The sequence below is a fragment of the Candidatus Nitrosotenuis aquarius genome (genome assembly GCF_002787055.1).
Classification (GTDB): domain Archaea; phylum Thermoproteota; class Nitrososphaeria; order Nitrososphaerales; family Nitrosopumilaceae; genus Nitrosotenuis; species Nitrosotenuis aquarius.
In genome coordinates, this window is the sequence record NZ_CP024808.1 from 73,009 (window position 1) to 93,671 (window position 20,663).

24 protein-coding genes are annotated in these 20,663 nt (G+C 44.6%); 11 read left to right on the forward strand and 13 right to left on the reverse strand.

The window, feature by feature from the left end; genetic code table 11:
- Positions 1–3 precede the first annotated feature (3 nt).
- The 7 genes from NAQ_RS00470 to NAQ_RS00500 all read left to right on the forward strand — a co-directional run bounded on the left by NAQ_RS00470 (position 4) and on the right by NAQ_RS00500 (position 6,555).
- Complete coding sequence (locus NAQ_RS00470) at positions 4–522, forward strand: hypothetical protein (protein ID WP_162858542.1); 519 nt, start codon at positions 4–6, stop codon at positions 520–522.
- On the forward strand, positions 522–1,205 hold the full coding sequence (locus NAQ_RS00475; RefSeq protein ID WP_100181741.1) for a type 1 glutamine amidotransferase: 684 nt from the start codon (positions 522–524) through the stop codon (positions 1,203–1,205). The genes NAQ_RS00470 and NAQ_RS00475 overlap by 1 nt, the downstream gene beginning before the upstream one ends.
- A 43-nt stretch (positions 1,206–1,248) precedes the next feature.
- Entirely contained in the window at positions 1,249–3,360 is a 2,112-nt protein-coding gene (locus NAQ_RS00480) for a 3-hydroxypropionate--CoA ligase (RefSeq protein ID WP_100183364.1), read from the forward strand.
- A gap of 34 nt (positions 3,361–3,394) precedes the next feature.
- On the forward strand, positions 3,395–4,156 hold the full coding sequence (locus NAQ_RS00485) for an enoyl-CoA hydratase/isomerase family protein (protein WP_100181742.1): 762 nt from the start codon (positions 3,395–3,397) through the stop codon (positions 4,154–4,156).
- A gap of 80 nt (positions 4,157–4,236) precedes the next feature.
- Positions 4,237–4,587 (forward strand): iron-sulfur cluster insertion protein ErpA, encoded by a 351-nt coding sequence (gene erpA, locus NAQ_RS00490; RefSeq protein ID WP_100181743.1) that lies wholly within the window; start codon positions 4,237–4,239, stop codon positions 4,585–4,587.
- Positions 4,588–4,695: 108 nt separating this feature from the next.
- Positions 4,696–5,844 (forward strand): DNA primase DnaG, encoded by a 1,149-nt coding sequence (gene dnaG / locus NAQ_RS00495; protein ID WP_100181744.1) that lies wholly within the window; start codon positions 4,696–4,698, stop codon positions 5,842–5,844.
- Between the two features lie 33 nt (positions 5,845–5,877).
- Positions 5,878–6,555, forward strand: a complete 678-nt coding sequence (locus tag NAQ_RS00500; protein WP_100181745.1) for a DUF120 domain-containing protein — start codon at positions 5,878–5,880, stop codon at positions 6,553–6,555.
- Here NAQ_RS00500 and NAQ_RS00505 read toward each other — a convergent pair.
- The 10 genes from NAQ_RS00505 to argC form a co-directional block, all read right to left on the reverse strand.
- Positions 6,552–7,166 carry an FAD synthase family protein gene (locus NAQ_RS00505; RefSeq protein ID WP_100181746.1) on the reverse strand — a complete coding sequence of 205 codons (615 nt, stop codon included), beginning with the start codon at positions 7,164–7,166 and terminating at the stop codon, positions 6,552–6,554. The genes NAQ_RS00500 and NAQ_RS00505 overlap by 4 nt on opposite strands.
- A gap of 37 nt (positions 7,167–7,203) precedes the next feature.
- Positions 7,204–8,238 (reverse strand): diphthine synthase, encoded by a 1,035-nt coding sequence (dph5, locus tag NAQ_RS00510; protein WP_100181747.1) that lies wholly within the window; start codon positions 8,236–8,238, stop codon positions 7,204–7,206.
- Positions 8,238–9,368 (reverse strand): M20/M25/M40 family metallo-hydrolase, encoded by a 1,131-nt coding sequence (locus NAQ_RS00515; RefSeq protein WP_100181748.1) that lies wholly within the window; start codon positions 9,366–9,368, stop codon positions 8,238–8,240. Before NAQ_RS00515 ends, dph5 begins: the two co-directional genes overlap by 1 nt.
- A 4-nt stretch (positions 9,369–9,372) precedes the next feature.
- Complete coding sequence (gene lysX / locus NAQ_RS00520) at positions 9,373–10,218, reverse strand: lysine biosynthesis protein LysX (RefSeq protein WP_100181749.1); 846 nt, start codon at positions 10,216–10,218, stop codon at positions 9,373–9,375.
- Positions 10,215–10,382, reverse strand: a complete 168-nt coding sequence (gene lysW/argW, locus NAQ_RS00525; protein ID WP_100181750.1) for an alpha-aminoadipate/glutamate carrier protein LysW — start codon at positions 10,380–10,382, stop codon at positions 10,215–10,217. The genes lysX (NAQ_RS00520) and lysW/argW (NAQ_RS00525) overlap by 4 nt, the downstream gene beginning before the upstream one ends.
- A 2-nt stretch (positions 10,383–10,384) precedes the next feature.
- Complete coding sequence (locus NAQ_RS00530) at positions 10,385–11,566, reverse strand: LeuA family protein (RefSeq protein ID WP_100181751.1); 1,182 nt, start codon at positions 11,564–11,566, stop codon at positions 10,385–10,387.
- Between the two features lie 118 nt (positions 11,567–11,684).
- On the reverse strand, positions 11,685–12,104 hold the full coding sequence (gene lysM / locus NAQ_RS00535; RefSeq protein ID WP_100181752.1) for an HTH-type transcriptional regulator LysM: 420 nt from the start codon (positions 12,102–12,104) through the stop codon (positions 11,685–11,687).
- Positions 12,091–13,275, reverse strand: a complete 1,185-nt coding sequence (locus NAQ_RS00540) for an aspartate aminotransferase family protein (RefSeq protein WP_100181753.1) — start codon at positions 13,273–13,275, stop codon at positions 12,091–12,093. Before NAQ_RS00540 ends, lysM begins: the two co-directional genes overlap by 14 nt.
- On the reverse strand, positions 13,272–14,072 hold the full coding sequence (locus tag NAQ_RS00545; RefSeq protein ID WP_100181754.1) for a [LysW]-aminoadipate/[LysW]-glutamate kinase: 801 nt from the start codon (positions 14,070–14,072) through the stop codon (positions 13,272–13,274). The genes NAQ_RS00540 and NAQ_RS00545 overlap by 4 nt, the downstream gene beginning before the upstream one ends.
- Before the next feature lie 3 nt (positions 14,073–14,075).
- Positions 14,076–15,128 carry an N-acetyl-gamma-glutamyl-phosphate reductase gene (argC, locus tag NAQ_RS00550; protein ID WP_100183365.1) on the reverse strand — a complete coding sequence of 351 codons (1,053 nt, stop codon included), beginning with the start codon at positions 15,126–15,128 and terminating at the stop codon, positions 14,076–14,078.
- Between the two features lie 84 nt (positions 15,129–15,212).
- Between argC and NAQ_RS00555 the strand changes: the two genes are divergently transcribed.
- Positions 15,213–15,464, forward strand: coding sequence for a hypothetical protein (locus NAQ_RS00555; protein WP_100181755.1), 252 nt, complete (start codon positions 15,213–15,215; stop codon positions 15,462–15,464).
- Here NAQ_RS00555 and lysX (NAQ_RS00560) read toward each other — a convergent pair whose 3' ends face one another.
- From lysX (NAQ_RS00560) to NAQ_RS00570, 3 genes are read right to left on the reverse strand one after another with little or no spacing between them, the layout of a single operon-like run.
- Complete coding sequence (lysX, locus tag NAQ_RS00560) at positions 15,465–16,322, reverse strand: lysine biosynthesis protein LysX (protein ID WP_100181756.1); 858 nt, start codon at positions 16,320–16,322, stop codon at positions 15,465–15,467. It lies immediately after the preceding gene.
- Positions 16,323–16,490 carry an alpha-aminoadipate/glutamate carrier protein LysW gene (gene lysW/argW / locus NAQ_RS00565; RefSeq protein ID WP_100183366.1) on the reverse strand — a complete coding sequence of 56 codons (168 nt, stop codon included), beginning with the start codon at positions 16,488–16,490 and terminating at the stop codon, positions 16,323–16,325.
- 11 nt (positions 16,491–16,501) lie between these two features.
- Positions 16,502–17,689 (reverse strand): argininosuccinate synthase, encoded by a 1,188-nt coding sequence (locus tag NAQ_RS00570; RefSeq protein WP_100181757.1) that lies wholly within the window; start codon positions 17,687–17,689, stop codon positions 16,502–16,504.
- A gap of 167 nt (positions 17,690–17,856) precedes the next feature.
- Between NAQ_RS00570 and NAQ_RS00575 the strand changes: the two genes are divergently transcribed.
- From NAQ_RS00575 to NAQ_RS00585, 3 genes are read left to right on the forward strand one after another with little or no spacing between them, the layout of a single operon-like run.
- Positions 17,857–18,870: an ABC transporter substrate-binding protein gene (locus NAQ_RS00575; protein ID WP_100181758.1), complete on the forward strand. Its 1,014-nt coding sequence runs from the start codon at positions 17,857–17,859 to the stop codon at positions 18,868–18,870.
- The gene (locus NAQ_RS00580) at positions 18,858–19,628 is read left to right on the forward strand and encodes an ABC transporter ATP-binding protein (protein WP_100181759.1); all 771 of its coding nucleotides are present in this window, start codon (positions 18,858–18,860) and stop codon (positions 19,626–19,628) included. The genes NAQ_RS00575 and NAQ_RS00580 overlap by 13 nt, the downstream gene beginning before the upstream one ends.
- Positions 19,625–20,383, forward strand: a complete 759-nt coding sequence (locus NAQ_RS00585; RefSeq protein ID WP_100181760.1) for an ABC transporter permease — start codon at positions 19,625–19,627, stop codon at positions 20,381–20,383. The genes NAQ_RS00580 and NAQ_RS00585 overlap by 4 nt, the downstream gene beginning before the upstream one ends.
- Positions 20,384–20,663 lie beyond the last annotated feature (280 nt).

The following is a 20,663-nucleotide window of genomic DNA, read 5'->3' on the forward strand; positions in this document are numbered from 1 at the left end:
TCCATGGCAAACAGGCACACCATAATAGTAATTGCGTCAATTATCGTAATTGCAGGCTCACTTGGATATTCGTCAGTTAATGCCATTTCCGCCCACGGCTTGGAGTTTTCGTGGCCTGGCAAGTCGTTTGACTTTCTCTCTGTTATGACTGACAAGACTGTAAATGTGTGCAATCCATCTGGCTTGCCTGCATCGTTTTCCAAATACTCTTTTACGATATTCTATGACGGAAATGATCTTGGCACATTTAGCACCGGCAGGGGAGGCCTGGGGCCAAACAGCGACGGAGTTGTGTTTGGCAAATTCGAGTCAGGCGACGACAGAATGGCAAGCCTGTTCTTTTCATTTTTGGACACTGAAACAGGCGGAACGGATGTGACTAGAATAAACACTGACAAAATCAAAGTTACCACACAGCTGGAGTCCACCATACTTTGGGTAGTGCCGCATATTATCACACAGGAATATTCTGGCGTGGAATTCATTAATATGATAAACAAGCCGACAAGCTGCGAAAAATAATGTCTGACGTGCTGGTGATAAAAAATGCGGGCCTAGAAGGCCCAGGTACAATAGGGGAGCTGTTAGAGTCTGACGGATATAATCTACAGATAGTTTCTGCAAAAAGGCAAAAGATTCCAGAACTGGATCATGCAATGGTCTTGGTCCTGGGCGCACCAGAGAGTGCAAACGATGATCTGCAGTATCTCAGAGACGAGATGTCGCTAATACAAGCAGCAGTGCAAAAAAACATTCCGACACTTGGGGTCTGCCTTGGCTCGCAGCTCATCGCAAAAGCATTTGGCGCTAAAGTATATCCTGGGCCAAAAAAAGAGATTGGATTCTACCATGATGTAACACCAGACAAGGCGGCAAAATCGAGCCTGTTTTCTGGCATGTCTGATCCGTTTTCTGTATTTCACTGGCATGGCGACACATTTGACATTCCTTCAGGCGGGCAGCGCCTTGCATATTCTGAATTATACAACCAGGCATTCCAGTATGGCTCGGCAGTAGCGGTGCAATTTCATCTGGAAGTGGATTCGGAGATCATACGATCCTGGCTTGATAACACGCAAGAAAATCTGAATGTGTCATATCTGGATCCAAAAAAAATCCGATCAGACATTGATGATAATATCAACACAATACAACAAAACATGAAATTATTTTACAAAAACTTCAAGTCAGAATTCAAGCTCTGACACAAAATTTAATATATTGAGCGAGGGTGTGTCCGATCACCTTATGAACACGCAAAAAATTTTTGATGAAACAATGAAGACAGACCACAAGGTCATAACAGAAGAAGTCTCTAAATCAATTCTAAAATCATACGGAGTCAAAGTCCCTCCATATGCACTTGCAAAGACTGCAAAAGAAGCAGTCAAGGCATCGAAGAAAATAGGTTTCCCACTAGTAATGAAAATTGTCTCGCCGCAAATCCTGCACAAAACAGATGCAGGGGGAGTCAAAGTCGGCGTTGCAAATGAAAAAGAGGTAAGAAAAACTTTTGATCAAATTCTAAAGAGCGTCAAAAAATACAACAAGAAGGCCGAAATCAAAGGAGTCCTCCTAGAAAAGATGGTCCCAAAAGGAGTCGAAATGATTGTAGGACTGCAGGTAGATCCGCAGTTTGGTCCAGTTATAATGGCAGGCCTGGGCGGTGTCATGACAGAGGTATTCAAGGACGTGGCATGGAGAATGCTGCCAATCACGGAAGCAGACGCAAAATCCATGATAGAGGAACTAAAGTCATCCAAATTATTCAAGGGCTTCAGAGGAAGCGCGCCAATCAACATGGACATGGTGGCAAAGGCCCTAGTCCAAATAGGCAAAATAGGCACGTACAATGCTTCCTACATCAACAGCATTGACTTTAACCCTATAGTGGTGTATCCAAAGTCCTACTATGTCGTTGACGCAAAGATAATCCTGGCAAAAGAGCCAAACAAAAACGCAATATCTACTGCACAGCCAAACGCCGAATTCATGGAGAAGTTTTTCACTCCTTCCTCAGTGGCGCTGGTTGGCGCATCTGCAACACCAGGCAAAGTGGGCAACTCTGTACTAGATAGCCTTGCAAAGCACGACTACAAGGGTACAGTATATCCGATTAATCCAAAGTCGGAGGAAATACTTGGGGTAAAGTGCTATCCTACAATTGAGGCAATCCCGGGAAACGTAGACCTAGTAGTGGTCTGTGTTGATCTTTCTGTAACACCGCCAGTACTGGAATCCTGCGCAAAGAAGGGAATCCACAATGTCGTCATAGTATCTGGTGGAGGAAAGGAGCTTGGTGGCGAGCGAGCTGCATATGAAGCCCAAGTAAAGGAACTATCAGAAAAGCACAAAATCAGAATTATCGGTCCAAACTGCATTGGAATGTTCAATGCCGCAAACAGGCTGGACTGCGCATTTCAGGGCCAGGAAAGAATGGTCCGAGCAAAACTTGGAAACGTCGCGTTACTATCGCAATCTGGAACCATGGGGATCAGTTTCCTAGAATCTGCTGACTCGTTTGGCCTATCCAAAATGGTCAGCTATGGAAACCGCTCTGATGTAGATGAAGCAGACATGATCTGGTATCTGGCATCAGACCCGCAAACCAAAGTAATTGCTCTATACGTAGAAGGCTTTGGAGATGGACGAAAATTCATCGAGACTGCCAAGCGAGTAATGGCTGAAAAGAAAAAACCAGTTGTAATCTGGAAGAGCGGAAGAACAGAGGCCGGCGCAAAGCAGGCAGCCTCTCACACCGGATCCCTTGGAGGCTCCAATGCTATAATCATGGGCGCATTCAAGCAGGCAGGAATCATCTCAGTTGATAGCTACCAAGAGCTAGTGGCAGTAACAAAAGCACTTGCATGGCAGCCAGCTGCCAAAGGAAACCGAGTCGCAATGTGTAGCAACGGCGCAGGCCCAATGATTGGAGGAATAGACCAGTTTGAGAGACTAGGACTACAACTTGCAACAATCTCTCCAAAAATCCTAGAAGAGATGAAAGCACATTTCCCACCTACATATGTCATCGGCAAGGGCAATCCGGCAGATGTCACAGGAGGCGCAAACGCTGAAGATTACAGATACACCATAGAGAAATTCTATGAGGAGCCAAACGTGGATATTGTGATGCCTTGGTTTGTATTCCAAGACGACCCACTAGAGGAAACCATCATACAACACTTGGCCAACTTCTCAAAGCAACAGAAAAAGCCACTGCTTGTAGGCGGAAACGGAGGCCCGTACACAAAGAAAATCTCTGCGCTAATCGAAAAAGAAGGTGTGCCGGTATATGACGACCTTCGAGACTGGATGGCAGCTGCCTCTGCACTTGCTCAATGGGGCAAGCACCTCTAAAGGTTTATTTCAAGTGTGAATTTTTCCTAGGATCATGGCTTTAGTTACGACTTCAAAATCAAACGGAATTGCTACAGTCAAGATCAACAGGCCAGACAAGCTAAATGCAATGAACACTGATGTTGCACGCGAACTCGTCTCTGTGTTTACACAACTAGACACTGACAATGACGTCAAGGTCATAATCCTCACAGGAGAGGGCGAAAAGGCATTCTCGGCAGGAGCAGACATTGAATACATGTCAAAGATTTCTGCAGACGAATCAGTAGAATATGCAAAACTTGGACAGCTAGTCACCAATACAATAGAGCTGGTGTCCAAGCCGACAATTGCAGCAATCAATGGATTTGCATTGGGCGGAGGATGCGAAGTTGCAATGTCTTGCGATATTAGAATTGCAGCAGACACTGCTCGGATGGGCCAGCCAGAGGTAACAATCGGCATTCCACCAGGATGGGGGGGAACCCAGAGACTGATGAGAATTGTAGGAATTGCAAAGGCAAAGGAGCTTGTCTATACTGGAAAGATGATTAAAGCTGATGAGGCACTGCAAATTGGCCTAGTCAATCAGGTGGTACCGCTGGCATCACTGATGGAAGAGACACTAAATATGGCAAACCAAATTGCGGCAAATTCCGTTTCCGGCGTAAAAATGTCCAAAATAGCAATCAACAAGGGACGAAATGCAGATCTCGACACGGGCCTAGGAATAGAACTGTTGGCGTGGAGAAACTGCTTTACCGATCCAGACAGAGAACAGCGCATGACTGCGTTTGTAAACAAGTCCAAAAAGTAAGCTATACCTAACTTTTCTTTATTATTACTACTATACAATGGGTGAAAAGCTTATTATAATTTGGAACGACTTTGCACTTTATGGCAACTGAACAAACACAAAAACTCGTAACAATCACTCCAAAAGCAGCGGAGAAAATCGTCGAGTTTATGAAAGAAGAAGCAGACAAGCCAGAATACCTGCGAGTATATGTTCAAGGCGGTGGATGCTCGGGCCTTTCCTATGGAATGGGCTTTGAGGCAAAGCCGGAAGAAGATGACACTGTCATCGAAGAGCAAGGAGTCAAACTACTAGTTGACAGCTACTCACAAGAACACCTCAAGGGCGCAAACATCGACTACATCGAGTCTCTGATGGGATCCGGATTTAAGATCAACAATCCAAATGTTACAAAATCCTGCTCTTGCGGACACTCTTTTAGCACCGAATAACTCTTTCATTTTCTCATTTTTGTAATTTTTTACGCGTGGATCATCGTAAGCACTTATATCTGCGAACCGAAGACCAAAGCTATTGATCTTTAGGAGGAGTATTTTCATATGCCACCAACAGGAATTGTCAAATATCACGTTAAGCTATCCTTTGAAGTTGATGGACTCGTTGAAAGAGCAGACATCATAGGCGCAATCTTTGGCCAGACCGAAGGTCTGCTAGGCCCAGAGATGAACCTAAATGAGCTCCAACGGCTATCCAAAGTCGGAAGAATAGAAGTAACTGCGACAAGTACTACGAACACCACTAAAGGCGATGCACTAATACCAATGTCGACTGACGTTGATACCGCATCGCTAATAGCTGCGGCAATTGAAAGTATAGACAAGGTAGGCCCGTTTGACTGCAAGTTCAAGCTTACTGCAATTGAGGATGTACGTGCCACAAAAAAGGACGACATTATCAAGCGCGCAAAAGAGATCAAGCAGCAGTGGGCTACAAAGACCATTTCAGAAGGCGAAACAATGCTCAAGGACATCCACGAGGGAACCTCGACGTCTGGAAAGCTCACTACATACGGTAGGGGCAAACTTCCATGCGGACAGGGAGTCTTTGAGTCTCCTTGGATTATCCTAGTTGAGGGAAGAGCAGACGTCATCAATCTTCTCCGGGCAGGAATTGACAACTCGCTGGCAATAGACGGCGCACGAATCGACGAATCAATTCGGGAATTGTGCGACCAAAAGGACAAAATCGTTGCATTCCTAGACGGAGACAGAGCAGGCGGATTCATACTCAAGGAGCTCAAAAGTGTAGTCGATATTGACGTCGTACACAGAGCACCAGAGGGAGTCGAAGTAGAAGAGCTCACACCGCAGCAAATAGCTGACATACTAAAGCCAACAATTGAGGAAATGAACAACCCCAAGGCAAAGCCAACGCTGACTGACCCCAACGACAAGCCAATGGCAGAGATTGCGGGAAAGACATTTTCGCAAATCAACGAAACGCTAGAAGCAATCGGCCTTGACGCAAGCAAAAATGAGGTCTTTAGGGTTCCAATATCGGAGCTTGTCTCTAAACTTTCAGTTCAAACCGGCATCAAATACCTGATACTTGACGGAATTGTGACACAGAGATTGGTAGATGGAGCAAAGCAGGCAGGCATCGAGTGTGTAATAGGACACAGAGTTGCCAACCTGACTAATAAGGACGGAATCTCGCTCAAAACATTTACCGAACTTGGTGTCGCATAAACTCTTTAACTCTTTTTTCTTTTTTGTTATACCATGACAGAGCTAAAAATCCAGCACCTGATCACGCTTACTGAATTATTATCAAAGGGTGCAAAAAACAACTATGTCACTATTACTACTACAACACTGGGAAAACAAATCGGAAAATCCCAGCAGGCAGCATCAAAACATCTATTGGAGCTAGAGCAGGGCGGATTCATATCTAGAATTACTGCCGGCAGAAAGGTCTCTGTGAAACTCACGCAAAGGGGGCACGAGCAAATCTCTGAAATCTATGGCATTCTAAAAAACAGCCTAGAGGCAACGCCGTCCACAATTGATGTTGACGGTGTACTGGTTGCGGGAATGGGAGAGGGAAAATACTACATGTCGCTCAAGGGATACACAAAACAATTTTTGCACAAAATCGGCTATATTCCTTTTCCTGGCACGCTAAATGTAAAGCTGGACAAAAAAGAGCAGATTGAATCGCTGCGCCAGCTTGCAAACCTGGAAGGAGTCAAAATAGATGGATTCTCTGATGGAAAAAGGACATACGGGTGGGTCAGGTGTTTTACGTGCAAAATAAACGGCAAAGTCGACGCGCAGCTCATACTATTAGAGAGGACTCACCATGATCTGTCCACAATAGAAATAATATCGAAGGCAGAGATTCGCAAAAAACTGGGGCTCAAAGACGGCGCAAGCCTCTCAATTAGAATCACAGTCTAGATTCCGTGCAGCGCCTCGCCGTACTCTTTTTCTATCTTGGAGCTGGAATATTCCGGAATTGGGGACTGGAGCCTTGCCACCCGAACATTTAGGCCGAGGCTCTTGCAGCCATCAGTGATGAATTTTTCCTGGTGTACCTGGTCGTATCCCAGTGCGATAATGTCGGGCTTTACCCGCGATACTGTCTTGAAAATGTCACCTTCGCTACCAATCAAGCACAGATCCACCATTGAGAGCGAACCAATGAGTTCCTGTCTCTGTTCTTCTGCGTGGAGAGGCCTTCTTTTTTTCATTTTTACTGCGGTGTTGCCTGTGGCAATTACTACTACTAGCACATCGCCAAGCGCTTTGGCAGCATTTAGTGTGTAAATGTGGCCTGGATGTATGATATCAAAGACTCCGCCAGCCAAGACAACGTGCAGTGCGCTTCTGCCAAACTCTGTTAGGGCGTTGTTTTCTGATATCATTAGATTTTTTTTCAATACTGTAATTCTTTCTTGGATGTAGGATTCTGAAAGATTTGTGCGCCTAATTGTGTGCTCTATTGGGTTTTGTCCTGTCAGCGAGCAGACATAGAGCGATGATAAGATTCCCTTGTCTATTACGTCCAAAGCATTAGCTCTACTTTGTTGTGGTTTTTAATTTGTTCTATAGTTCTGGCTCTATTCCCTTGGCCATTCGCAGTGCATCTACCAGTCCGTCTGCATACCCTATAGACAATATTGCAAGCTCGTCCTGGCCTTGCGAGTAGAACCGCTCTGCGTCCTTGATGTACAAGTCTGCATTTTCTAGAACACCTGCAAATTCCTTTGAATCCTTGTAGTGTGGGGTGATCTGGTCCAGTGCTCGCCGGACCATCGGGATGTATTTTTTCATCATCTGCGCAGAAATCTTTTCTATTTTTGGAGTGTTGTCATCTGGAATAGTAATACAATGCCCTAACACCTTTAGTGCGTCGGATTCTGTAAAGTGCATTATTCCTGGAATGATTATTGTGTGAGGCGGTGCACCAAAGTCCTGCTCTACCAAATCCGAGAATTTTGCAGCAATGATTTTTTGGTCGTCTTGGCCTATTCTTGATGCGACAATTCCGTATGTGTCGCCAGAGAAAACTTTGCGGTTTTGCTCTTTTTCCTGGTCCAATAGACTTGATATGGCGTCTTTGGGATCCAAAAAGAAATTCTTGTTTTGGTTCCATTCTAATAGTACAATGGTGTGGTTTCCCAACTTCAAATTCTCAAATATTGTGTAATATGCAGTAGATGAGGGAATCCCGCTCATTATGGTGACTGTTTTGCCTACTTTGTAAAAGTGGAGGCCGCACTCGCCAACCAGTGATGTTATGGCTGATGATGCGTGGATTGTGTCAGTTTTTATTCCATCTTGGATTGCGCGCACACGCAACTCGATATGCGTTGTGGCAATGTATGGGTCACCATACGACAATAACGCGACATTGCAGTTCTTTGCTGCCTCTAGGATTTCTTTTCCGTCCTCGACTAGCCACCTTGGCGCCAGCTTGAACTGTCCATTTGTTATTTCTTGGAGAAACTTTGTCTGGTTTTCTGGCATGGGGCTTGTAAACTGCTCAAAATACACAACGTCTGACTCTGAGATTGTTTTTCTTGCCTTTTCAGATAGTGCTTGCGAGCCGCCAATTCCTAGGCCAACAAAGACTAGCATTACTTTTCGGTCTTTGCGTCGTGCAGTCGTTTTAGGTGATGCAGAGTGTTTCGGATTACTTCGATGCCACGGAGGTATTCATTCATGGATACTCGCTCATCTATTGTGTGAGATGCGTGCGGATCTCCTGGGCCATATGTTACAACAGGAATGTTCCACAGTGTGCCAATAATGTTCATGTCGCCTGTCCCTGTTTTTCTAATCAGTGCTGGACGCTTGCGCTCTACGTCCATTACTCCAAGTGTGAATGCTCGAACCAGGGGTGAGTTCATTGGCGCCTCAAACGGCTCGGTTTCGTCTATTACAGAGTATAGTGCTTCTACTTGCTGCTTTGATGACAGCTCTGCTACCTTGGTTGCAATTTTTTCTCCCACTGCCTTGCAGTTGAGCGTTACTGGGATCCTAATGTCCATTATGGTGTTGCATTCCTTTGGGGTGACGTTGTGGCTGTCACCTCCCTTGATTTCAGTAATGGTTGCAGTCAGCATCATTCCTTTTGATTGGCCTTCCTGGTTTTCCTCCAGTGCTTTTTTGAGCTCTGTGGTGAACTTCATGGATTCTTCGATTGCGTTTCTTGCAAGCCATGGGGCGGATGCGTGTGCCGAATCACCCACGTTGATTCTGAGATTGATTGCAATTCTTCCCTTGTAAGCTATTGTGACATTTGTAATTCCTGATGGCTCGCCAAAGACGGCATAGTCGATGTCGAGCTTTTGCTTTGCCAGGTTTTTGATTCCTGTTGCATTTCCTTCCTCGTCTACTGCTCCAACAAAAATTATGGTGCCATTATTTTTGTGGACAGTGGATGCTGCAAGTAACATTGCCATCAGTGGCGCCTTGGCATCGGATGCTCCCCTGCCGTATAGAAAGTCGCCTTCCTTTCGGACCTTTACTTTGCCCGGCACTGTGTCCATGTGGCCGCAAAGCAAGACTCGAGGAGAACCAGAGCCTATAGTTGCAATTAGGTTTCCCACTTCGTCGATTTTGATGTTGTCAAATCCCAGATCGTCGCACTTGTCTGCCAGAAATTCTGCCATTGGCTTTTCAGCTAGTGACGGCGTGTACAGACGCAGCGCTTTCTCTAGCATTTTAATAGAGAACCTTGGGGTTATTGTAAATGACGAGTCCATTTTTTTAATTTCCTGATTTTACTGCGTATTCTAAAATCTTTGCGGCAATGTTGACGCCGGTGACCCGGGCAACGTTTCTGTATTCGGTAGTGTTGTTTATTTCGTGAATTACTAGGCCGCGCTCTTTGCTCTCCATGAGGTCAATTCCAACTATCTGACCCTTGACGCAGTCCTTTGCCTTGATGCAGACTTCTTCTAGTTCTGGGGTTATCTCGCATACTTCGGCAGTGCCTCCTAGGTGGGTGTTTGTCTTCCAGTTTTCTGTGGTGGAATTGCGATATATGGCGCCTACCACCTCGTCTCCAATTACTATGGCTCTAATGTCGCGTGGTGGCCTTTGCACAAATTCTTCTAAATAATGAATCTGGTAAATTGGGTACATTTTTTCCCGCTCTTCTATGATTCCTTCGGCTGCCTCTCGGTTGTTGAGCCTCTGGACCATTCTGCCCCAACTGCCTACGGTTGGCTTGATCACCTTTGGATAGCCAATCCTATCCAGTGCATCTAGTGCAGAATCCTTGGAAAATGCCACACTCACATATGGCGTTTCAATTCCTGCGTTTCTTAGCAAGGTATGTGTGAATAATTTGTTGCCGGCATAGACTCCGCAGTACAAATTGTTAATTACATTTGCGCCCATCCCCTCCAGTGCCGCAGTTGCGTGCAGATTCCTGTAATAGCTGACGCATCTTTGAAGTACTGTATTGTATTGGGATTTTTTGTCAATGTCTAGCACGAGATTCTTACAGTCTACCATTTCGATTTTGATGCCAAGTTTTTCGGCCGCCTCGGTGAGGGCTTTTTCTTCTGGTCGAACAGTATCGTAGAGAATCGTTATCGGGTGGCTCACTGGCCCCAGTCCTCTCCGACGCTTTGAGCTGGCTTTAGCCCAAATCCGCCTGAGGCCTTGGTTATCTCAAAACTTGCACCACAATCTGGGCAAGTTACCAGTTCGCCTTCTACGGCATCACTTGGAATTGAAATATCCGAATCACATTCAGCACATTTTGCCATGGTTAATCCTTGCTGTCCTTTGCGTCATTAATTATCTTTCTTTCAAGTTTGTTGTCAAGTGGGATTTCCAGCAGGTCGCCCATTCTGAGGTTTTTAAGACCTGCAGCTACTGCCTTTGCCTGGTTGTCGTCCTTTGGCAGTCCAAGTAACGACATTAGGTATGCCGAGCCGCTTTTGCCGGCTAGCTCCCCAAAGACGATTCTTCGCCTGTTGCCTACTACTCTTGGCGGAATTGGCTCGTAAGCTGCCGGGTTTCTTAGAATGGCTGCCAGGTGGGTTCCTGCCTTGTGCTTGTATGCTGTTGGGCCCACAATTGGCTTGGAGTCATATGGTGGAATGCCGGTGTATTCTTCGATTAGTCTTGATAGGTCAGTTAGCATGTCTAGTCTGAAATCATTTGGAGACCTGTACAGATACGTCATTGCAACTGCTACTTCTGCCAAAGACGGTATGCCCGTTCTCTCGCCAATTCCGTCTATTGTGGTGTGGATTTGGTCTGCCCCTGCATCAATTCCTGCAAATGCGTTTGCAACGGCTAGGCCGATATCATTATGGCAGTGCACATCAAGTGGGACCTTGATTTTTTCTTTGACCATTTTTACAAAGTTAAACATGCCCTTTGGCCTCATTATTCCTACAGTGTCTGGCAGACTAATTCTGTCAACGCCTGCTTCCTCGATTGCCTTGCATACTTTGAGCAGAAATTCCGGATCTGCACGGGAACCATCCTCTACAGTGAATCTCATTTTTAGGCCATGTGATTTTGCATATTCTACTGTCTCTACTGCCCTGCGCAATGCTTCCTCTCGGGTGATTCTCAGCTTGTCCTTCATGTGAATATCAGATATTCCAAGATAGGTTGCAGTCCACTTTGGATCACACTTTAGTGCAACGTCTACGTCTTCCTTTAGTGCGCGAACATGCGCTACAATGTCTGCCTTGAGGCCTTGCTTGATGATTGTCTTTGTCGCTTCGAAATGATCCTCAGATACTACTGGTGAAATCTCAATTTGGTCTACGCCAAAATAATCAAGCATCCATGCAATTTGGATTCTCTGCTTGTTGGTAAATGTCACACCTGGGTGCTGTTCGCCCTCTCGAAGCGTACTGTCCAGTACGTGGATTTTTCTCGGCTTTTTGTCGTATTCGTTGTGCAGGTGCGCGTAATAGTTTGGGTCGCTCATTTGCAGAGATAGCAAGCCGTAATACTAGTTATAAACAATTCGTACTAGAAACGGCATAAATCAGAGTAAAGCATGGTGAATTTCGGCTAGAAGCGAAAAAACTGGTTCGAATTTCGCTTTACGTTACTTCGCGCAGTATTATTACGGTGTTTGTGTCTGATACGCCTGGCACTTTGCGTAGTGAGTCAATTGCCAAATTAATCTCTGTGATATTTGGAGATGAAATTATCACTGCAATGTCGTACTGTCCAGTGATTTCGTACACTGTCTTTACTCCGTCTAATTTGGTGAGTCTTGCAGACACCTTTGATGTGTCCATTGATGATTCCACTGATATGAGTACGATTGCCTTGGTAGAATTTTGCTCGCCGATTTCTATTGTGAATTTTTTGATTATCTGGTTGTCGGTGAGATTTTTGACTCGACGTCTAACTGCGGACTCTGAGAGCTTGAGTTTCTTGCCGATATCAACAAATGATTCCCTGGAGTCGTCCTTTAGGATTTTTAGAATTTCGTCGTCTACTTTATCCTTGTACATTCTTTCTTCTCTCCGATTCCTTGGTAAATAACCTATCTAGTACTTCTAATACTTTTGTTATTTCTGCCTCACTCATTACTAGAGGTGGTAGGAATCGGAGTATGTTTCTGCCTGAATACAACAGCAAGACTCCCTCTTGTATGCCGTCTAATAGTATGTCCTTTACTTCGAATTTCATCTCCACTCCAATCATCATGCCTTTACCTCGGACATCTCGGATGATTGGGTGTTTTTGTTTTAGCTTTTCTAGGCCTTCCATGAATATTTTGCCCATCTTGGCTGCATTGTCGACTAGTCCGTCTTGGGTTAATGCCTGGATTGTTGCAATTCCAGCTGCGCATGATAATGGGTTTCCGCCAAATGTGGAGGAATGCTCGCCCTTGCTCATTGCTGCCAATATATCTGGCCTAGTCAGCGTTGCACTCATTGGAACGCCGCCTGCAATTCCTTTTGCCAAGCACATGATATCTGGGATCGTATTCCAGTGGTCCGACGCCCACATCTTGCCAGTTCTGCCAAGTCCAGCTTGGATTTCGTCAAAGATTAGCAGGATTCCGCGCTCATCGCACAGCTTTCGAACATCTTGGAGGAATCCGTCTGGGGCTACATTGATTCCGCTTTCTCCCTGGATTGGCTCCATTATCACAAATGCGGTATCGAAATCAATTTTGGTTCGCAGTGTTTCAATGTCGCCAAATGGTGAGAACGCCACTTTTTCTACCAGCGGCATGAATGATTTTCTGTATTTTGGATTAAATGTTACAGACAGTGATCCAAGTGACTTTCCGTGATATGATCCGTTCATTGCAACCATTCCTGATTTGCCGGTGAACTTTCTTGCAAATTTTATTGCGGCCTCTACTGCCTCTGTGCCACTATTACCCATGTGCACCTGTGTTAGTCCCTTTGGCGCAATTCTCATTAAATTGTCAAGGAATTCTTCTCTGGTCTTGTTGTATAATGATGTGTGGACCGTGATTATTTTGTCTAATTGTGCCTTGAGTGCGGCCACTACCCGTGGGTTTCTGTGGCCTACCAGTGCAACGCCATATCCGCCCATGCAGTCGATGTATTCTTTGCCGTTGATGTCGTAGAGTTTTGCACCTTCGCCGCGCTCTATAGTAACTGGGAAGCGCTGGTACATATTTCCAAGATAATTGTCTTCAGTCATTTTGTGATCACCGTGCATTTTGTGTGGGATATGGCAGATGAGATTGGGTTTTCTCGCTGGCCGTTGCCGATTAGTGCCTCTTTTACTCCCATGTCTAGTGCCTCTGTTGCAGCCAGGATTTTTTTCTCCATGCCAAAGCCCACCTTTGGCCTAATCTCTTTGGCTTCTGCATTTGTCATCTTTTCCACTAGCTTGTCGTTCATTAGCAGGCCGTCGACATTTGTGATAAAGAGAATCTTGTCGCTCTGGATTGCGCCTGCAACGTTTGCAGCTGCGCGGTCTCCGTCGATATTTAGCATGTCGAATTCCTTGGATACGGCAATTGGGGAGATTACCGGCGTGTAGCCTTTTTCTAATAATAATTTGAGCAGGTCTGCGTTTACCTTGGTTACTTTACCAGTATAGCCGCCGTCGATGATCTGCTTTCTGCCCTTGTCGTTTATGATTACTAGCTTTTCCTTTCGCTCTGCAACAAAGATCTGGCCGTCAATTCCTGACAGTCCTATAGCATTGATTCCGTGCTTTTGCAGCATTTGTACAATGGATTTGTTGATTTTGCCAGACATTACCATGGTGAATATTTCTGCAGTTTCCTTGTCGGTGTATCTTGATTTGATTCCGCCGGGGGACACTACGAACTTGGGCTCTTTTCCAAGCAATTCGCATGTCCTGGTTACCTCTTTTCCTCCACCGTGTACCAAAATGACTCCTTCTTGCTCTGCAACCTTTTTGATGTCAGATATGGTACTTGGATGAAGATTTTCTACGACGCTTCCGCCGATTTTGATTGTAATCATTTCTTAAACTGGGGTTAGTGGCGAATATCTTAGTCCGTCCATTTCATCAAAGCCTGCCATAATGTTCATGTTTTGTATGGCAGAGCCTGCTGCGCCCTTCATTAGGTTGTCTGATGCAGATAATGCGACTAGTCGGTGGTTGTCCTCATCGATATCAAATCCAATGTCGCAGAAATTAGAGCCTACCACAAACTTTGGATCTGGGAACTTGTAGAGGCCTTTCTTGTCTCGGATTAGTCTGATGAATCGCTCGTTTTTGTACATTTCACGGTACATTTTCCAGAGATCAATTTCACTGACCTCCTTTGTGAGAAATGTGTGGTTTGTACATAATATTCCTCGAACAATATCCACTGCGTGTGGGCTCATTGATACTTTGATTGGCTTTCCTGCGATCTCTGATAATTCTTGCTCTATTTCGCCTGTGTGTCTGTGCTTTGCTGGCTTGTATGGTCGAATTACACCTGAACGCATTGCGTGGTGTGTTCCTGCAACACTGCCTGCTCCCGCACCTGAAGAGCCGATTTTAGAATCTACTACAATATGCTCAGTGTCGATAATGTTGTTTTTGACAAGTGGTGCTATAGCTAACATTGATGTTACTGCCATGCAGCCTGGGCATGACACTAGTTGTGCATTTCTGATCTTTTCTCGGTGCAGTTCTGGCACGCCAAAGACTGATTTTGCTAGATACTCTGGGTGTGGGTGCTCCCATCCATACCATTTTACGTATGCTTCTTTATTGTGTAAACGATAATCTGCTGACAAATCCACGACCTTGAGACCTCTGTCGTACAAGGCCTTGACAATTTCTGTTGCTGTTCCGTGTGGGACTGCAGTAAACACTAGGTCGCACTTGTCTGACATTCTGTCATAGTCTAGCTCTGAAAATGTCAGCTCGGTAAATCCTTTGAGTGCCGGCTGGACTCGATGTAGGTATTCTCCAACATATTGACGTGATGTAACTTGGGTGATCTCTACTTTGGGATGTGTGACTAGTAATCGTAGCATTTCTCCTCCGACATAACCTGATGCTCCGACTACACCTACTCGCAACATGTTCCTACACTGAATATGGTATAATTTATTGTATTCTGCATCAGAAAAAAATTTATTCAATTTCATATAGTTCAGTTTTTGTTGGCAAAATCTGATCGCGATTTAATCAAAAAACGAAAAGCTGACTATAACCGAAGCCGGTACAAAAAAGACCCCGAGTTTAAGGCCAGGCTAAAAGAGTCGTATAGGAAATGGTATGCCAAAAACAAAAAATCCGTAATAGAGAGAATTTCTAGGAATCACCAAAAAAACCATGATGATTATTTGCAATACCAAAAAGAACACTATCGATATCTCAAGTACAGACGAAAATATGCTTCAAAATCTGGTTAGTTATTTTCTGATTTGACTTACTGCGAATTTTACCATTTCCTGCGGGATGTTTTTCTTTGCCACTCTGGCTAGTCCCTTGAATTCCACGGTGTTGTTCACTTCATGACATACAAGGCCCCGAGTTTTATCCTCCATCAAGTCAATTCCTAGAATTCCGCCGCCGACTGCTTTGGAAGCCTTGAGGCAAATGTCTTCTACTTCTGGTGTGATCTCACATAATTCTGGGTCTCCACCTAGTGCAATGTTTGTCTTAAAATCGCCTTGCGATTTGCGATACATTGCTGCTACTACCTGGTCGCCAACTGTGATAGCTCGAATGTCGCGTGGGGGCCTGTCTATCATTTCTTGCAAATAGTATATTCTGTCATGCGAGCCGTCTTCGATGTCGCGCATTTCTATTATGGCTTCAGTAGTGTCTTTGTCGCGCAATGGCATGACGCCCCTGCCCCAGCTTCCAATTACTGGCTTTATCACAATTGGATAGCCGACTTTGTTTATCAGATTCATTGCCTCTTCTGATGAAAATGCAAAGTATGTCTTTGGTGTTGGAACGCCTGCTTTTTTTAGCAATAATGATGTGACCATTTTGTTTCCGCAGTTATCAGCTACCTTGTGGGAATTGATAACCGGGACATCCAAAAATTCTAAACAAGAGGTAAAGTGCAAGCCTCGAAAATAGCTTACACATCTTTCTAGGACTACGTCGCCAAAGTCAACATCAGCTCGCTTGCTTTCTGTGCTTAGCTGCGTAATTTTTGCATCCAGCATTATTGTATCGTGCCCAAGGGCGCTTGATGCATCTTGGAGCATCTTCTCTTCCAGCCTTATTCTGTCAAAGACGATACAGACTCTGGACAACTATTCTCCCCAGTCTTCGCCTACGCTTTCTGCTGGTTTTAGCGACACGTTTGATCCACTTTTAGTTGCGATTTCAAAGTCCGCGCCACATTCTGGGCAAGAGACTATTTCGCCTACTGCTGCGTCATCTGGGATATTGATTCCTGCGTCACATTCTAAACAATTCATTACGATCCTTCTCACCTCTTGTTTGATAATTTATTAGCTTCTGTTGTTTGCAGTCCCCACAGCTCTACAAATCCTGTTGCCTTTCTTTGATCAAAGGCGGATCCCTTACCGTAGGTTGCAATGTCATGGCTATACAAAGAGTACTTGGATTTTCTTCCAACCACTCGGAAGCTTCCCTTGTATAGCTTGAGTTTAACTGTGCCAGTCACTACCTTTTGGGACTGGTCGATGAACTTGTCCAAGTCTCGCTTCAGTGGGTCTTGCCACAGTCCGGAATAGGCAAGCCATGTCCACTCTTGGTCTACTAGAGCCTTGAACTTGTTTTGGTGCTTTGTGTGCACCATTTTCTCCAGGTCAGAATGTGCCTCAATTAGGCACAGCGCAGCTGGGGTCTCGTAGACTTCGCGTGATTTGATTCCGACTACGCGGTCTTCAATGTGGTCTACTATGCCTACTCCGCACGAGCCTGCTACTTGGTTTACATATTCGATTAGTTTGATTGGCGATAATCTCTTTTTGTCAACTGCAACTGGGATTCCCTGATCAAATTCAATCTCTAGGTATTTTGCCTTGTCTGGCAGGTTCTTTGTCTTTACCCAGATGAATGCGTCCTCTGGCGGTTCTGCGTATGGGTCTTCTAGGTTCCCACCTTCTATGGCACGTCCCCAGAGATTCTGATCAATAGAGAACTTCTTTGATACCGAGTCAATTGGAATTCCGTGTTTGTTTGCAAATTCTAGCTCTGTGGTTCGATCCAGATTTAGGTCTCTGATTGGAGCAATGATTGGCAGATTAGAGCCAGAGCCAAACGTTACATCAAATCGCACCTGGTCATTTCCTTTACCTGTACAGCCATGTGCCAGCGCATCTACTTTTTCCTTTTTTGCTATCTCTAGTACTTTTTGCGCAATTAATGGTCTTGCCAGCGAAGTTGCAAGACAATATTTTTTCTGGTATAGGGCGTTTGCCTTAATCGACGGATGAATAAAGTCGTCAACAAACTCTTGCTTTGCATCAATATTGTAATGTCGTAATACTCCTAGGTTTTTTGCCTTGGCAGCGATTTTTTTCTGGTCGCTTCCCTCTCCAACATCTACCGTAACAGTGATGACATCCATTCGGTGTTTTTCTTGTAGGTATTTGATAACAACCGAAGTGTCCAGTCCTCCAGAAAAAGCAAGCACTGCCTTTTGTTTCATTAGAGCTTTTTCGTTAAATGATTTGCATTTATCCTTTTTGTTGATCTGGTTTGATTTGAAACATTTCTGATTCTAAAAATTTGGAAAAAATAATCGAGCCGAAAAATTAGCTATAGCTGCAGCTAAAATCCGATCACTATTTAACCAAAGTTTCATAACGCTGTTTTATGAAAATTCTGCCTTTGGCTGGTGCAGCAGTTGCGGCAATAGTTGCGATTTTTGTGATTTTGAGCGTGGTTTCTGCCAATGATCCGAACAAAAACGAGGTCCGAGTCGCCTTTTTTGCAAACATCTCACATGCAGTTCCTATAGTTGGGATGGAAAATGGGTACTATAGCGATCAGCTTGGCGAGACCAAAATCAAGACCAAAATTGTTGATTCCGGCCCAGAGGCAATAGAGGCATTATTTGCAAATTCAATAGACATAGCATATGTCGGACCAGCACCATTTGTCAATGGATATGTAAAATCTGGAGGAGAGGGAATCAAGATTATCTCTGGTGCCGCAAACAATGGAGCTAGCTTTGTGGTGCAAAAGGATTCTACTATATCTGGTCCGTCTGACCTTGCTGGCAAAAAAATTGCAGCTCCATTTGTTGGAAACACGCAAGATGTTTCCCTGAGAAATTACTTGGCAGAAAATGGACTAAAGCCAGCTGAAAAAGGAGGAAACGTCATTATCTATAACATAGCAAATGCAGAAATCAACACCATATTTGCCAAAGGAGAAATTGATGCGGCGTGGGTTCCAGAGCCGACAGCTACGATGCTAGTTGAAAACCTTGGAGGAAAGCGACTCTTCCAAGAAGAGGAACTGTGGCCTGCAAAAAGATTCCCCTCTGTCGTGTTGATTGGCAGGGCTGACTATATCGAAAAGCATCCTGAAGTGATACAGAAATGGCTTGTGGCGCACCAGCAGGCAATAGACTGGATAAACCAAAACCCGCAGCAAACAGAATCTACATACATTAAATTCTACAAATCTCACACTGGAAAAACACTCAAAGAAAACATTGTTCACAATTCCTTTTCCAATATAGTGTACACTTCGGAAGTCGATGTTGATGCAATCAAGATTTTTGCAGAGCGTGCCTATTCACTTGGATATCTGGGAAGAGACGGATACAACCTAGATGACATTTATGCTGACACAATAGAGGAGATACCATGGCAAAGCTAGAGGCAAAAAACATTGTCAAGTATTTTGAGCATGATGGCAAGCCGCTCAAGGCACTGGGCGGAATCAACCTCACCGTAGAGGATGGCGACTTTGTGTGCTTGGTAGGGCCGTCTGGATGTGGCAAGTCTACATTTTTGAGAATTGCGGCCGGCCTGCAAAAGCCAGACGAAGGCCAAATTCTGCTTGATAATAGGCCAATTACAAAGACAGGCCCTGATAGAATCATGGTGTTCCAAGAAGGTGCACTATTCCCATGGCTCAAGGTTCGCGACAATGTTGAATTTGGCTTGAAAATAGCTGGAATTCCGGAATCAGAACGACACCAAATATCTGACCGATATCTGGACATGATGCAGCTATCAAAATTTGCCAATTCGTACACGTATCAGCTATCAACCGGAATGAGACAAAGAGTAGCGATAGCTAGGGCATTGGTGATGGATCCGGAAATTTTACTGATGGATGAGCCATTTGCAGCACTAGACGCACAGACCAGAGATCTATTGTTAGTTGAAATGCAAATGATCTGGCAGAAAACAAAAAAGACCATAATATTTGTCACGCACAGCATTTCAGAATCGACTGTTCTTGGAAACAAAGTTGTGGTGTTTACTCATCGTCCTTCTACTATCAAGAAAACAATTCCAATTGATCACAAAAGACCAAGACTGGTAGAAGACGAAACCCTGATTCCATATCAGAGGGAGATTTCTGCATTGCTGCGACCGGAGGTAAAAGCTACGGAGGACTCGCAATGAGGGCAAAGTCGCTAGGCAAGAAAATTGGATTCTATGTGGGTATAGTTCTGGTGTGGCAGGCATTGGATATGGCAAATGTCTGGCCAGACAGTGTGTTTCCGTCTCCATATGAGGTAGCCGAAGACTTGGGGTATGGTGCAGCTGATGGCACACTATGGATTGGAATAGGAACCAGCCTTTGGAGGCTGGCAGCTGGCTTTGCAATTGCGGTGGCAGGCGGAATAATGCTTGGAATATTCATGGCGCGAGTCAATACCGTCAATGAGACAATTGGCTCTATTGTACTTGGATTGCAGTCAATTCCCTCTGTTGCGTGGGCACCACTTGCAATAATCTGGTTTGGCCTAACTGATGCCGGAATTATTTTTGTTACAGTTGCTGGTGCATTGTTTGCAGTTACTATCAATACGTATACTGGTGTTAAGAGCATCAATCCTGACTTTATTGCGGCTGCTCAAAACATGGGTGCAAAAGGCGAGCAGCTAATCACCAAGGTCTTGATTCCAGCAGCATTTCCATATCTGATCACTGGATTCAAACAGGGATGGGCATTTGGTTGGCGTGGTGTGGTTGGTGCAGAATTACTGTTCTCATTTTTGGGTCTTGGGTTTTTGCTAAATGTTGGACGTCAATTATCCGATGTGTCCCAAGTAATTGCGATGATGATTGTAATAATGATTATTGGTATTGTAATTGATGGACTGATCTTCAAGCGGCTGGAAGACAAAGTCATGGCAAGATGGGGCTTGAGATAGTTCTAATCTATCTGTGCCGAAACGGTTATTGAGTAAAAAGTGCAAAACACATACCGCCACTTGATGTGACTGAATCCTGTTGAAGTTGAATCCGAATTAATTATTTTTTAAAAAGCATCCAAATTCTAGAGCCGATAAAAATTGCAACAGCTGCAACAATTGCAGCAATCATAATTATTTGTCCTAAATTTTCCAACATTCACACCTCTGTTTTTGTATGTTCATAATTTCTGATTATTGTTTCAAGCCTAGTGATTCCAATTGTCACTAAACTCGATGA